12 protein-coding genes are annotated in these 14,288 nt (G+C 72.0%); 7 read left to right on the forward strand and 5 right to left on the reverse strand.

Going from position 1 to position 14,288, the window contains the following annotated elements:
- Nucleotides 1-41 precede the first annotated feature (41 nt).
- On the reverse strand, nt 42-1,169 hold the full coding sequence (locus tag AB0J68_RS12500; RefSeq protein ID WP_363938268.1) for a cellulose binding domain-containing protein: 1,128 nt from the start codon (nt 1,167-1,169) through the stop codon (nt 42-44).
- Between the two features lie 300 nt (nt 1,170-1,469).
- Here AB0J68_RS12500 and AB0J68_RS12505 point away from each other — a divergent pair, with 300 nt between their 5' ends.
- Both AB0J68_RS12505 and ctaD read left to right on the forward strand, forming a co-directional pair.
- Nucleotides 1,470-2,576: an FAD-dependent monooxygenase gene (locus AB0J68_RS12505; protein WP_363938270.1), complete on the forward strand. Its 1,107-nt coding sequence runs from the start codon at nt 1,470-1,472 to the stop codon at nt 2,574-2,576.
- 130 nt (nt 2,577-2,706) lie between these two features.
- Complete coding sequence (ctaD, locus tag AB0J68_RS12510) at nt 2,707-4,464, forward strand: cytochrome c oxidase subunit I (protein ID WP_354855124.1); 1,758 nt, start codon at nt 2,707-2,709, stop codon at nt 4,462-4,464.
- Between the two features lie 410 nt (nt 4,465-4,874).
- On the opposite strand, the gene AB0J68_RS12515 is transcribed toward ctaD, so the two are convergent.
- From AB0J68_RS12515 to AB0J68_RS12530, 4 genes are read right to left on the reverse strand one after another with little or no spacing between them, the layout of a single operon-like run.
- Entirely contained in the window at nt 4,875-6,122 is a 1,248-nt protein-coding gene (locus AB0J68_RS12515; RefSeq protein ID WP_354855125.1) for an MFS transporter, read from the reverse strand.
- A 40-nt stretch (nt 6,123-6,162) separates the two neighbouring features.
- Nucleotides 6,163-6,744 (reverse strand): nicotinamidase, encoded by a 582-nt coding sequence (locus AB0J68_RS12520; RefSeq protein WP_363938274.1) that lies wholly within the window; start codon nt 6,742-6,744, stop codon nt 6,163-6,165.
- A 30-nt stretch (nt 6,745-6,774) separates the two neighbouring features.
- Complete coding sequence (locus tag AB0J68_RS12525) at nt 6,775-8,061, reverse strand: nicotinate phosphoribosyltransferase (RefSeq protein ID WP_354855127.1); 1,287 nt, start codon at nt 8,059-8,061, stop codon at nt 6,775-6,777.
- A 16-nt stretch (nt 8,062-8,077) separates the two neighbouring features.
- Nucleotides 8,078-10,756: a LuxR C-terminal-related transcriptional regulator gene (locus AB0J68_RS12530; protein WP_363938276.1), complete on the reverse strand. Its 2,679-nt coding sequence runs from the start codon at nt 10,754-10,756 to the stop codon at nt 8,078-8,080.
- Between the two features lie 238 nt (nt 10,757-10,994).
- Between AB0J68_RS12530 and AB0J68_RS12535 the strand changes: the two genes are divergently transcribed.
- From AB0J68_RS12535 to AB0J68_RS12555, 5 genes are all read left to right on the forward strand, one after another.
- The gene (locus AB0J68_RS12535; protein WP_363938279.1) at nt 10,995-12,503 is read left to right on the forward strand and encodes a hypothetical protein; all 1,509 of its coding nucleotides are present in this window, start codon (nt 10,995-10,997) and stop codon (nt 12,501-12,503) included.
- Nucleotides 12,504-12,651: 148 nt separating this feature from the next.
- A complete protein-coding gene (gene clpS / locus AB0J68_RS12540; protein ID WP_234581506.1) occupies nt 12,652-12,942 on the forward strand; it encodes an ATP-dependent Clp protease adapter ClpS in 291 nt (96 codons plus the stop codon).
- 2 nt (nt 12,943-12,944) lie between these two features.
- Entirely contained in the window at nt 12,945-13,445 is a 501-nt protein-coding gene (locus AB0J68_RS12545; RefSeq protein ID WP_354855215.1) for a DUF2017 domain-containing protein, read from the forward strand.
- Between the two features lie 46 nt (nt 13,446-13,491).
- Nucleotides 13,492-13,980, forward strand: a complete 489-nt coding sequence (locus tag AB0J68_RS12550; protein ID WP_354855130.1) for a M67 family metallopeptidase — start codon at nt 13,492-13,494, stop codon at nt 13,978-13,980.
- Between the two features lie 66 nt (nt 13,981-14,046).
- Nucleotides 14,047-14,288: MoaD/ThiS family protein (locus AB0J68_RS12555; protein ID WP_363938281.1), on the forward strand; the 242-nt coding region annotated here is incomplete at its 3' end.

A 14,288-nucleotide genomic window follows, 5' to 3' on the forward strand; every position in this document is an offset into this window, starting at 1 on the left:
GGGGGGGGCGCCCCCCGCTGCGCCCCCGCCCCCACGACAGTTCAGGCGCGGGAGCAGCTGGTGCCGTTGAGCGAGAAGCTGGTCGGGGACGAGTACGACCCGTTCAGCGTGCCCTGGTAGCCGAAGCTGGCCGTGCCGCCGGGTGCGATCGACCCGTTGTGGCTCACGTTCCGGGCGGTCACCGCGGACCCGCTCTGGCTCACCGTGGCGTTCCACGCGTTGGTGAGCGTCTGCCCGCCGGGCAGGTTGTAGGTAAGCGTCCAGCCGTTGATCGCGCTGGATCCGGTGTTGGTGATCTGCACGTCGGCGGTGAAGCCGTTGTTCCACGAGTTCGCCGTGTACTTCACCGCGCAGCCCGAACTGCCGCCCGGCGGCGGGGTGGTCGGTGGCGGGTTGGTGGGCGGGGTGCCGCCGCCGTTGACGTTGGCCGAGAACGAGGTCACCGCGAGACCGACGCCGCCCTGCCACGGCTCGAAGCCGGCCTGGATGCTGGTCAGGTACCAGGAGTTGGTGATCGCGCCCCGGTTGCGGGTGTCGTTGATGAAGTCCATGACGCTGAAGTTCAGGCTGGAGACCGCGGACGACGCGACGTAGGAGATGACGTTGTTGGAGCCGTTGCTGCCGCGCCACACCTCCCAGGTCCGGCCGGCCAGGTTGGTCGTGCCGACCACCGAGCCGATGGGCTGGATCGGGCCCTGACGGTTGAGCCAGATCATGATCTCCATCTGGTTTACCCCGTCCCGCTTGGGCGACGGGTCCAGCCAAATGTCGTACGCCGCGTCGTAGGTGGCGCCGCTGACGTACCGGTAGGAGATGCTGCTGGTGGCGCTGCTGATCTGGCTCACCTGGATCGGCAGGTTCGTGCCGGGGGAGCAGTTGGTGTAGTGACAACCCAAGAAGATCGACGGGTACGCCGTGGGCGCCCCGTTGGTGGGGCTGCTGCCGTTCTGCGTGGTGATCTCGAAGCCGTTGCTGGTGACGTTGATGCACTGCTGGGCGGAGGTGCCCCAGCGGTTGTTCTGCACGACGTAGCGACCCTGGATCACGGTCGAGCCGTACTGTTCGCAGATCTGCGTGTCGGCGGAGGCGCTTCCGCTGAGGGCCACGGCGACGAGCGAGCTGGCGACCAGCAGCCCGGCGGCGGCCAGGGCCCGAAGTTGACGTTTCATGACGCTCCTTGACTCGGCGCGTGCCGGGCGCCGGCTGTGGTGGGGTGGTGCGGGAGCGCTCCCACGCTCAACGACACATTTACATGCTTGAAACCGAGGCGCAACCGCCCGCGTCAAACTGGTGAATTGTGAGGATTGCCATCCTGCCGCCGAACGGGCGTCCAAGGGCGGCCAGCTAAGCGGCGCGGACGGCCGAGGAGCCGCTCGGGCGGGCCGATCGGGCTCTGGTGTGCGCCGATCGCTCCGAGTAGCGTGTTGCCTCCGACGCGTGCCGTTCCCCCTCCGGAGGCGTACACCACCATGCGTAGCTCCCCCCTGCGCATTCTCATCGTCGGCGCGGGCATCGCCGGCCTGGCCGTGGCTCGGGCCCTGCGCCTGGCGGGCTTCCGACCGGACGTCACTGACAAGCTGCCCCCGGGGGAGTCGACCGAGACCGGCCTGTACCTGCCCGGCAACGCCGCCCGCGCGCTGCACCGGCTGGACCTGCACGACCCGGTCCGACCGCTCGGGCAGGTGATCCACCGGCAGCGCTTCTTCGACGCCGCTGGGCTGCCCCTCTGCGAGGTGGACCTCGACGCCCTCTGGGGCGGCGTCGGCGAGTGCCGGGCGCTGCCCCGGGCGGACCTGCACCGGGTGCTGCTCAGCGGCGCCGGCGGCGCGGTCCGACACGGCGCCGAGGTCCGCACACTCGATCTGCTCCCGCGCGCGGTCGGGGTCACCTTCACCGACGGCACCAGCACCGAGTACGACCTGGTCATCGGCGCCGACGGGCCGCGTTCCTCGGTCCGGGCCCTGGCCGCGCTCGGCGGGCCACCCCGCCCGGCCGGGCACGTCGTCTACCGGGCCGTCCTGCGTGACGGCCCGCCCGTCACCGACTGGACCGCCCTGCTCGGGCAGCGCTCCGGTCTGCTGCTGGTGCCGATCGGGGAGGGGCGGCTGCACTGCTACGCCGACGAGGCGGGCACCGAGCCGCCCGCCGACCCGCTGGCCCGGCTGCGCGAACTCTTCGCCGACTACCGGGGCCCGGTGCCCGAGGTGCTGGCGATGCTCGACCGGGTGCACGCCGGGATCACCGACGAGGTCGAGCTGGGCCGCTGGTACCGGGGCCGGGTGCTGCTGGTCGGCGACGCCGCGCACGCCACCGCGCCGACCCTGTCCCAGGGTGCCGCGATGGCCCTGGAGGACGCCGTGGTGCTGGCCGAGTCGCTGCGCGCCGCCGGCAGCGTGGAGGCGGCGCTGGTGGCGTACGAGAGTCGTCGTCGCCCGCGTACCCGCTGGGTGGCCGACCGGACCCGGGACCGCAACCGGACCAGGGACGTGCCGCCGGCGCTGCGCGACCCGCTGCTGCGCGGACGTGGCGGACGGATCTTCGGGGAGCATTACCGGTTGCTGGTCGGCCCGCTGTAGGCCCGTAGTAGATCGTGTCACGCCACCCCACGCGGCGCTGCGACCTGCCGGGGACTATCCTCCTTGCGGATGACGGCCCGCCGATAAACAGCGTGTGCCGAGCGGGACAACCGAGAACCGGAGGCCACTCGTGACCACCGTCGCACCCAAGCCGGTCGTGACCCGGCCCTGGCCGGTCCGGGAGCCGGTCAAGGGGTCGGCCATCGCGCGGCTGCTGCGTACCACGGACGCGAAGCAGATCGGGATCATGTACATGGTCACCGCGTTCGTGTTCTTCATGGTCGGCGGCCTGATGGCCCTGATCATGCGGGCTGAGCTGGCCCGACCCGGGCTGCAGTTCCTGTCGCCCGAGCAGTACAACCAGCTCTTCACGATGCACGGCACGATCATGCTGCTGTTCTTCGCGACGCCGATCGTGTTCGCCTTCGCGAACTACATCGTGCCGATCCAGATCGGCGCGCCCGACGTTTCCTTCCCCCGCCTGAACAGCTTCGCCTACTGGCTGTACCTGTTCGGCGGCACGATGGCGACCGCCGGTTTCATCACCCCGGGCGGCGCCGCCGACTTCGGCTGGTTCGCGTACGCGCCGCTGAGCAGCGTCGAGCACTCGCCCGGCGTCGGCGCCAACATGTGGATCATGGGTCTGGCCATCTCCGGCCTGGGCACCATCCTCGGCGCGGTGAACATGATCACCACGGTGCTCACCCTGCGTGCGCCCGGCATGACCATGTTCCGGATGCCGATCTTCACGTGGAACATCCTGGTCACCAGCCTCCTGGTGATCCTGGTCTTCCCGCTGCTGGCCGCCGCGCTGTTCGCGCTCGCTGCGGACCGCATCCTCGGCGCCCACGTGTACGACCCGGCGACCGGCGGGCCGATGCTCTGGCAGCACCTGTTCTGGTTCTTCGGGCACCCCGAGGTCTACATCGTGGCGCTGCCGTTCTTCGGCATCATCAGCGAGATCATCCCGGTCTTCTCCCGTAAGCCGATCTTCGGCTACAAGGGCCTGGTCGCCGCGACCGTCGCGATCGCGGCGCTCTCGATGAGCGTCTGGGCGCACCACATGTTCGCCACCGGCCAGGTGCTGCTGCCGTTCTTCAGCTTCCTGAGCTACCTGATCGCGGTGCCGACCGGCATGAAGTTCTTCAACTGGATCGGCACCATGTGGCGGGGCCAGATCAGCTTCGAGACGCCGATGCTGTGGGCGGTCGGCTTCCTGGTCACCTTCCTTTTCGGCGGTCTCACCGGTGTGCTGCTGGCCAGCCCGCCGCTCGACTTCCACGTGTCGGACTCGTACTTCGTGGTGGCGCACTTCCACTACGTGCTCTTCGGCACCATCGTGTTCGCCGTCTTCGCCGGCATCTACTTCTGGTTCCCGAAGATGTTCGGCCGGATGCTCGACGAGCGCCTGGGCAAGGTGCACTTCTGGCTCACCATGATCGGCTTCCACACCACCTTCCTGGTGCAGCACTGGCTCGGCGCCGAGGGCATGCCCCGCCGGTACGCCGACTACCTGCCCGGCGACGGTTTCACCACGCTGAACACGATCTCCACGGTCGGCGCGTTCATCACCGGTATCTCCACGCTGCCGTTCATCTACAACTGCTGGAAGTCGTACAAGACCGGTCCAGTGGTCGAGGTGAACGACCCCTGGGGTCACGGCAACTCGCTGGAGTGGGCGACCAGCAGCCCGCCGCCGCTGCGCAACTTCGACCGGATGCCCCGGATCCGCTCCGAGCGGCCGGCGTTCGACGCGAAGTTCCCGGAGCTGGCCGCCGGTCAGAGCCTGGCCGGCCCGCCGGAGGGTGGCTCCAAGCCGCTCACCAGCGAGTCGGATGGCGGCGCTCGCTACAGCGAGGACATCGCCAGCGACATCGACCGGCACTGACGCTCAACCCGCTCGACCGTACGAAGGGCGCCGCCCCCGGGACCACCGGGAGCGGCGCCCTTCGCCATGTCCCGCCCTGGCTGGCCCAGCCCCGGTCCGACCCGGCTCTGACGGTCCGCCCTACCGTGCTGCGCGCTCGGCGCTGATGGCCCCGCTCGGCGATGGCCTGCTCTGGCCGGGCTCAACTCCCGCCGTTCTACTCCCCGCCCTCCTTTGCGCGGCCGGCGTCGCACCGCTCGGCCGGCTTCCGGAGGCGACCGTACTGACGAGCGATATACCTGTGAGACATATTTATGCCTCACAGGTATATCCGTGTGTGTATGCATGCCGTCAACCGAGGTTCCAGGGGGTCCTGCCACCGGCACCATCGCCCGCCGCGACTGGCCGTCGCCCGAGGTAGCCAGCGGCAGTCAGCGGGCGGCGGGGGCGAGATCGGCCTCGACCGGCGGCGGGGTGGCCGCGTCGGCGTGGCGACGGCGGCGCAGCTCGCCGGGGAGCACGATCAGGGTGACCAGCGCGCCGAGCGCTCCGGTCACCACGAAGCCCCAGAGCGGCGCGCTGCCGTCGATCACCGCGCCGGCGAGCGGTGCGCCGACCGCGATGCCGACGGTGACCGCCGAACCGTGCAGGCCCATCGCCTCGCCGCGTACCTCGGCCGGGGCCAGACGGCTGACGGCGTCGGAGGAGGCCGCGATGGTCGGCGCGCACAGCGCGCCGGCCGGGATCAGCGCCAGGCAGAGCAGCCACCAGTGCGCGCCGCCCAACCCGACCGGGATGGTGCAGAGCGCGAGTGCGGCGGTGAGGGCCAGCGGGGAGAGCGAGCGGTGCACCGCCCCGTAGGCGAAGCCGCCGGCCAGGGAGGCGATCGCCCAGCCAGCCAGCACGACGCCGGTCCAGCCGACCTCGCCGCTGGCCCGCAGGACGGCGACCACCGCGACGTCGGTGCCGCCGAGCACCAGGGTGGCGGCGGCGCTGAGCGCCAGCACGGCGAGCAGTCGGGGCGTCAGCCACTCCCGCCGAGGCACCTGGCGCCGTGGGCCGGCGGGTTCGGCGGCGCCGCGGATCGGCGGGTTCACCAGCCACAGGGCGATCCCGGCGGCGACGATGCCGCCGCCGACGAGGTACATGGTGGTCTGCGCCGAGATCGCGGTGACCAGGGCCACCGCCAGCGCCGGGCCGATCATGAAGGACAGCTCGACGGACATGGAGTCCAACGCGTACGCCGGCCGTCGTTGATCTTCCGGGACCAGCGCGGCGATCGACTGGCGGACCACCGAGAAGATGGGCAGGGCCAAGGAGCCGGCCACGAAGGCGGCCGGCAGCAGCACGGGGTACGGCAGCGTGGGCGCGGTGGACCAGAAGATCGCCTCGGCGATGGCGGTGAGCACCAGAACCGGACGCAGACCACGCCGGTCGACCAGTCGGCCGAGCAGCGGCCCACCGATCGCAGCGCCCACGGTGATGGCGGCGCCCACCAGGCCGGCCGCGCCGTAGCCCCGGTCGAGGTCGAGCACGACGTGGAAGGTCAGCGTGACCCCGGTCGCGGTGAGCGGGATGCGGGCGAGGACGGCGACCAGCAGCAGCGACCGCAGGCCGGGCAGGGCGAGAGCTGCGCGGTAAGGCTTCATGTTCACGTTGGTCCGTACCTCCGGCGACATCCTCGACGGAGGGTGGACCATTGGCCAATAAATTACCGCCTCATGCGGCCCTGATCACAGGCTCGCCCTGCAGGATCACGCCGGCGCCGTCCATCGCCCGCAGCGCCACGTCGGTGGTCTCCGGAGCGACCGCGGCGGTCAGCTCCAGCAGGACGGTGGTGGCGAAGCCCTCCCGGGCGGCGTCGAGCGCGGTGGCGCGAACGCAGTGGTCGGTGGCGATGCCGACCACGTCGACCCGGTCCACGTCGTGCCGACGCAGCCAGTCGGCCAGGCACTCGCCGTCGTCGGCGTGCCCCTCGAATCCGGAGTACGCCGCCGCGTGCTCGCCCTTGTGAAAGATCGCCTCGACCCGACCGGTCTCCAGCTCGGGGTGGAACTCGGAGCCGCTGGTGCCGACCACGCAGTGCCGGGGCCACGACTCGACGAAGTCCGGCGGATCGCCGAAGTGCGCGCCCGGGTCGATGTGATAGTCCTTCGTCGCGACCACGTGCCGCCACCGGTCCGGCTCGGCGGCGAGCAGCCGGGAGATCCCGGCGGCCACCCCGGCGCCACCCGGGACGGCCAGCGAGCCGCCCTCACAGAAGTCGTTCTGCACGTCCACGATGATCAGCGCGTCGGCCATCGGGGTCCCTTCGAGGTCGGATCAGCGGGCTCAGGCGGCGGGTACGACAGTGACCGGCACGGCCGGGTCGCCGGCCGAGAGCTTCAGCCCCTCCCACGGGATGGAGATGAGGCACTCGCGCAGGTGCTCCCGGGACTCGTCGAGGGTGGGCAGACCCACGGGTTCGCCGTCGATCACGTACGAGCGCTGGAGCATCCGGTCGTTGGCCTGCCGGTCGGGCACACCCTGGGGGACGATGATCTCCTCCGTGGCGGTGCCGGTCGGCTTGTGCCGGCGGACCGCGACCTTGCGCCCACCGATGGTCGCCTTGTGCTCGGAGCGCTTCACCACCGGGCGGCCCTCGACCTCGACGAGCTTGTAGACCAGCCCCGCCGTGGGCGCCCCGGAGCCGGTGACCACTGCCGTCCCCGCGCCGTACATGTCGACCGGCTCGGCGGCCAGCGCCGCGATCGAGTACTCGTCCAGGTCGCCCGAGACAATGATCTTCGTCTCGGTGGCGCCCAGTGAGTCCAGCAGTTCCCGGGACTGCTGCGCGATCACCGCGAGGTCACCCGAGTCGATCCGGATCGCCCGCAGCTCCGGCCCGGCCACCGCGATCGCGTTGCGGATGCCCTGGCTGATGTCGTACGTGTCGACCAGCAGCGTGGTGTCCTTGCCCAGCGTGGCCACCTGCGAGGCGAACGCGGCCCGCTCGTCGTCGTGCAGCAGGGTGAACGCGTGTGCCGCCGTGCCCGCCGTCGGGATGCCGTAGCGCTCGCCGGCGGCGAGGTTGGAGGTGAACCGGAAACCGGCCAGGTACGCGGCCCGCGCCGCCGCCACCGCCGCCTCCTCGTGTGCCCGGCGCGATCCCATCTCGATCAGCGCCCGGCCCCGGGCGGCGGTGACCATCCGCGCCGCGGCGGCCGCCACCGCGCAGTCGTGGTTGAGCACGGAGAGCGCCAGCGTCTCCAGCACCACGCACTCGGCGAAGCCGCCGGAGACGGTCAGGATCGGCGAACCGGGGAAGAACAGCTCACCCTCGGCGTACCCGTCGATGTCGCCGGTGAAGCGGTAGTCGGTGAGCCAGGCCGCCGCCGCCTCGTCGACCACTCCGGTGCGGCGCAGGAAATCGACCTCCGCCGGGTCGAACCGGAAGTCGCGGATCAGCTCGATCAGCCGCGCGGTGCCGGCGACGACGCCGTAGCGCCGGCCGCTGGGCAGCCGACGGCTGAACACCTCGAAGACACAGCGGCGGTCGGCGGTGCCGTCCTTGAGTGCCGCACTGACCATGGTCAGCTCGTAGTGGTCGGTCAGCAGCGCGGGGCGGAGGGTGCTCACCGCCCCAGCCTAAGGTTCAGCCCGCGCCGCCGCCCTCGTGGCCCGGGATCGACCGCAGCGCGGCCCACAGCTCCGACCGGCCGGTCACGCCGAGCTTGGTGTAGATCCGCTGCAGGTGGTTCTCCACGGTGCGGGCGGAGAGGTAGAGCCGCTCGGCGATGGCCTTGCTGGTCGCACCGTGCGCGGCGAGGCGGGCCACCTGCCACTCGCGTTCGGTCAGCACCGGCGCCCCGGCCCGCAGCGCCGGCGTGCGGATCAGGTCGCAGCGGCTGAGCAGCCCCGCCAGACGCTCGCGGGCCTCGCCGGCCGCCACCGAGTGTTGCTGGCGCAGCCGGTGCAGAGCCTGTGCGGTGGCCTCGGCGGCGTACACCGTCAGCTCCAGCGCGGCGTAGTCGTCGGCGACCGCGAGCAGATCCGCGGCGGAGTCGGTCACCGCGGCCCGGGCGTGCCGGGCCAGCAGCGGGGGGAGCACGCCGTCCACCTGCTCGGACAGCTCGGCGAGGCGCTGCGCCACGGTGCGCCGCCCACCGTCGGAGCAGGTGGGCCCGACGGGCGCGCCGGCCTGCTCCAACCGGACCAGGTCGTGCAGAACGTGCACCTCGTGCCCGGCGAAACCGTCCGCGCGCAGCCGGTCGGCCAGGTCGTTGAGCTGCTTCACCGCGCCCGGCAGGTCACCCGACGCGGCGAGCACCGCGCCCCGGGCCTGCTCCAGCCACGGGTAGAGCACCGCCATGCCCGGCGCGTGGGTGCGGTCGGCCTCGGCCATCGCCTCGGCGGCCTGCGCCGCGTCGCCGCGCAGCGCCGCCGCCTGGGCCCGCTCGGCCTGGGCCAGACCGGCGTAGACCCGGCTGGTCGCCAGCACCGCGCAGGCGCCCAACGACGTCCGCATCGCCGAGTCGCTCTGCCCGCGCAGTCGCGCGGCGTACGCCTGGAGAATGGCCAGGTATCCGGTGCCGAGCCGGAAGTCACCGGCACCGGCCAGGTCGGCGAACTCGTCGGCCACGATCGCGTCGATCCCGACGAGGTCGCCGGTGAGCATGAGCCGGGTGCCGCGGGCCAGCTCCAGGGCCAGTTGCAGGTACGGCATGTCGGTGCGCCAGCTGGCCGCGGCGGAGTGCACCTGCGCGATGGCCGCGCCGCTGCGCGACAGCTGACCCTGGGCGGCCTGGACGTACGCGATGGTGCTGCGGGCCAGTTCACGGGCGGCGATGCCGGCGGCGGGCCGATCGAGCACGGTCTGGCTGAGCCGTACGGCGGTGACCGTGTCGAGCCGGTGCAGCCGCATGATCGCCTCGAAGGCGTGCACCCGGGCGCGGTCGGCCGAGTCGCCGAGCTCCTCGACCCGGCTCGCGATCTCCTCCACCGTGGACTCTTGACTGAGCCCCCAGTAGCTGACCATGCCGCGGACGGTCAGCCACCGGCAGAGCCGCCGCTCGTCCCCGGCCTTTGGAGTCACCGCGTCGAGAACGGTGATCGCCTCGTCCGGTCGGTCGGCGAACATCAGAATCGTGGCCAGCAGCTCCGCCGCGTCCGAGCCGCCGTCGGCGTTCAGCGCGGCCCGGGCCAGCCGGGTCGCCAGCGGTACGTCGTAGCGGGTGAACGCCTGCATCGCGGCGTCCACGAGCAGGGCGGCGTCCTGTGCGGTGCCCGAGTCGAGCCGCCAGACCGCCACCCGCAGCAGGTCGTCGCGGCGGCGCTTGCCGACCTGCTCCAGCAGCTCGGCGAGGTGCGCCTGGAGGCGTCGGGTGCGGCTGACCGGGCACCGGCGACGCATCACCTCGCCGTAGAGCGGGTGGGCCAGGCGTACGTTGGTCCGCCGGTCGTGCTGGACGACGGTGATCAGGCCGCGTTCCTCGGCGTACTCCACATCGGACTGCTCGGCGGCCTGGTTGAGCAGGTGCAGGCCGAGTGGTTCACCGAAGGCGACCAGCTCGACGACCGTGCGAACGCCGTCGGTGAGCTGCCCGACGCGGGTGTCGATCAGCTCGGTGAGGCTGGGTGCCAGCTCCAGCCGCCCGGTCCACTTCCAGATCCCGTAGGTGCGCTTCAACTCCTCGCTGCCGCTGGCGGCGTGCACCAGCTCGCGCAGCAGCAGCGGGTTGCCGGCCGACAGCCGGCCGAGCCGGTCGGCGGAGCCGGCGTCGACCGGGCCGCCCAGGATCGCCGCCAGCAGGCCGGCGGTCTCCGACGGTGCCATGGGGGTCAGCTCGACGTGCTCGACCAGGTCGTCGGTCCAGAGTGCGCGGATCGGCAGCGGGATCTGTTCGCCGTCGCGCAGGGTGCCCACGACCGTGGCGTTGTCGGCGCGGGCGACCAGATGCACCAGCGCCGCGGAGGGCGGGTCGAGCAGGTGCGCGTCGTCGATGGCGAGCACGATCCGGCGGCCGGCGGCCTGCTGTTGCAGAACGCCCAGCGCCCAGCGGAGGATGCCGGCGGGGGAGAGGCCCTGGGGCTGCTCCGCCGGGAGGACCTGCACCAGCCCGCCGAAGGGCAGCGCCGCCGTGGTGGCGCTGGCCGCGATGGACCAGATCGCGTACCGGTCGGTGGGCAGGGTGTTGACGCCCTCGCGTAGCAGCCGGCTCTTGCCGATGCCCGCGCTGCCGCTGAAGAAGAGCCCTCGGCCGGCCTCGCCGGTCACCGCCGCCAGCAGGCGGTTGAGCTCATCGGTTCGGCCGACGAACTTCCATCGACTCATCCGCGCAGCATATCCATCGAATTCCGTCCGCGCCCGCACCGTCACGCACCGAAGTTGAGTAGTCGCACAATTACCGGTGAGTATCCGAACTGTTCCGCCTGGTCGGCCGGCCGAACGTACTCTTCCGGCATCCGGGTAGTGTCACCGGAATTCCACGCGACCGGCGCGCCGGTCGCCTGCCCCGGGAGGCCACCCGATGCAGCAGGGCCCTCTCCCTTCGCTCGACTCGCCCGGTGACATGGCCAGCTCAGCCGACCTGCCGAGCTGCAGCCCGCTGCCCACCGACCTCGGCGTGCCCCGTCCCCGGGCGGACGAGCCGCTCGGCGTGGTCGCCGTCGGCCCGGCCGGCGCCGACCGGCGTGCGGTCCTCGCCAGCCTCGTCGGGCTCGACCCGGTGATGCTCACCGTGCCGGCGGGCAGTTGGCTGCTGGTCCGGCACGCCCAGGTGCCCACGCGGGCGGCCTTCGTCCCCGGCTACCGCCAGCCGCACTCGTACGGCGCGGACCGGGACGCCGCCGGCCCGGCGTTGGCCCGCCCACCCCGGCGGGTCGAGCTGAGCGTGCCCGAGCCCCTGCTGCGCCACTTCACCCTGGTCGACACACCGGACACGGGCGCGCTCGGCGTGGCCGGCGTCCGGGTGCTGCGCGAGGCCGTCGGCCGGGCCGGCGCGCTGCTCTTCGTGATCGCGGCCGACCAGGCGTTCACGGCCCATGAGCTGAATCTGCTCGCCGACGTGGCCGCTGCCCCGGTGGAGGTCGTCTTCGCGGTGACCCCGGGTGCGGCCGGTTGGGCGCCGCCGGCCGACGGCGGGGTGCTGACGGAGGACGCGGGGGCGTCCGTCTCGCCGCCCGACGGCCGGCCGGATGAGGTGGACCCGGTGGCGGTGATCGTCGAGGCGCACCGGGCGGCGCTGCTGGCCGCGGTCCCCTCCCTGGCCGGCGCGCGGTGGTTCCCGGTCGACGGCGCCGATTCCGCCGCCGACCTGCGCCGGGCGCTGGTGGGCTGGTCGGCGAACGAGGGGTTGCAGCGGGCCAGCGCCGATCCGCCCGTGCTGCCGGGGCAGCACGACCGGGTGGCGGTGTCCGCCGACCCGGGGGACTGGTCCGAGCGGCTCGACCGACAGGTCCGGTCCTGCTCCCAGCGGATCCGCCAGCACCTGGCACTGGAGTTGGCGAACGTCCATCTCCGGGCCGTCCAGGAGATCGTCTTCGGGGTCGGCTGCGCCGGCCTGCCGGACCTGCTCGACCGGGAGATGGCGGCGCTGTCGCTGCTGGCCACCGCGCAGTGCGACCACGCGGTGCGGGGCATCGTGGCCGACACCGCCGCCCAGGTGCTCGGCGCGACACCGACCGAGGGCGTCCGCCGCCGGATCGCCACCGCCGTCCAGTACGGCCTGGCCGACCACCGCTCCGGGCGCGACCTGGACCGGGTCCTGCTGATCACGAGTACGGCGGGTGTGGCCGGGCTGACCGGCGCGGAGGCGATCGACGCGCTCGCCGGCTATCCGACGGCGACCCGTGACGAGGTGCTTCCGCCGGTCGCGGTGGCGCTCTCCGGCGGGTGCTGGCAGCAGTGGCGTACCCCGGGCAACGATGACCACAGCGCCGCGCGCGCCTGGTCCCAGCGGGCGTTGCGGGAGGTCGAGTTGGAGCTTTCCCGGGAGATCTCCCGACGGTTCGAGGTGATCCGCCTCTCGCTGGGCGTGGTGCTCTCCGATGCAGTCGACCACGGCATCCTGCTCGCCTGACGGCGTGGCCATCTCCCGGCTCGGGCCCGCCCCGCGCCTCGCGTCCGACGGGGTGCGGGCCGGCTCCGGGGTGGCCACGGCGGGTGATCCTGGTTCGCCCGGCGTTCCGGTTCCTCGGTTCCGGGAAACCGGTGGCACGATGGGGGGCATGGCGGCTCCACAGGTTGCACCGGTCGAGACGCCGGCCACTGACGAGGTGCCGGCGCCCGACCGGCAATGGGTGACGATCGTGTGGGACGACCCGGTCAACCTGATGACGTACGTGACCTGGGTCTTCCAGAAGCTGTTCGGCTACAGCCGGGAGAGGGCGGAGCAGCTCATGCTGGACGTGCACCACAAGGGCCGCGCCGTGGTCTCCACGGGCGCCCGGGAGCGGATGGAGCACGACGCGTCGCAGTTGCACGCGTACGGGCTGTGGGCGACGGTGGACCGCTCGTGAGCATGTTCCGGCGGCAGGCCGGCCGCTATGTCGCCACCTTCGCCGTGGACGAAGTGCGGGTGCTGCGAAAGGTCGCCTCCGAGGTGGTCGGTCTGCTCACCGACGGTTTCGACCACACGGACCCGGTCGTGGGCCGGCTGTTCCCGGCGGTCTACCCGAAGGATGCGAGCGGCACCGCCGAGTTCCGCCGCTACACCGAGGGTGATCTGAAGACTGCCAAGATCGACCAGGCCGGGGCCATTCTGGCCGCGCTGCCCGACGAGGCCGGCGGCGAGGTGCGGTTGGACGCCGAGGCGGCCGAGGCGTGGCTGCGGGCGCTCAACGACGCGCGGCTGGCGATGGGCGTCCGGCTGGAGATCAAGGACGGCACTGACCTGGGTGAGGAGTTGGACGACGCGGTGACCGAGGATCCCGGCTCCAGCCGGGTGTTCCAACTGTCGGTCTACGCGTACCTCGGGTATCTACAGGAGTCGCTGCTCAACGCCTTGATCGACGAGGCGTGACCGGCACCACTTCAGGGCCTGCCCGGTAGGCGTTAGGCTGGTGCACGTGCTGAGCATCGACCGGTCGATCATCGACGCGATCGTCGCCCACGCGCGCCGGGACCACCCCGACGAGGCGTGCGGCGTCGTCGCCGGTGCCGTCGGCAGCGACACCCCGACCCGGCACATCCCGATGGACAATGCCGCCCGGTCGATGACCTTCTACGAGTTCGACTCGATGGAGCATCTGCGGGTGTGGCGGGAGATGGACGACCGGGACGAGGAGCCCGTGGTCATCTACCACTCGCACACCGCCACCGAGGCGTACCCGTCCCGCACCGATGTCTCCTTCGCCGGCGAGCCGGGCGCGCACTACCTGCTCGTCTCGACGCGTGAGCCCGACTCGGAGGAGATCCGGTCGTTCCGGATCGTCGACGGCGTGGTGACCGAGGAGCCGGTCCAGATCGTCGAGGCCGGGGTCGACCCGCACGCCGTGCAGTCCTACATGTTCGGGCAGAGCCCGGCGACGGTCGACTACGAGTGTTCCGGCCGCTGACCCGTCAGCGTTCGCACCCGTTCCGTCCCGTCACCGTTGGCACACCCGTTTGAGGAGCACGACATCATGGCCATCGAGGTTCGCATCCCCACCATCCTGCGCAGTTACACCGGCGGCGCCAAGGTCGTCGAGGGCGCCGGCGACACCCTGGGCGACCTGCTCACCGACCTGGACTCCCGGCACGCCGGGCTGCGTGGCCGCCTGGTCACCGAGGCCGGCGCGCTGCACCGTTTCGTGAACGTCTACGTCAACGACGAGGACGTCCGCTTCCTCGGTGCGCTCGACGCGAAGCTCTCCGACGGCGACAG

Origin of the sequence: Micromonospora sp. NPDC049580 (assembly GCF_040675595.1) — a bacterium.
GTDB lineage: Bacteria > Actinomycetota > Actinomycetes > Mycobacteriales > Micromonosporaceae > Micromonospora.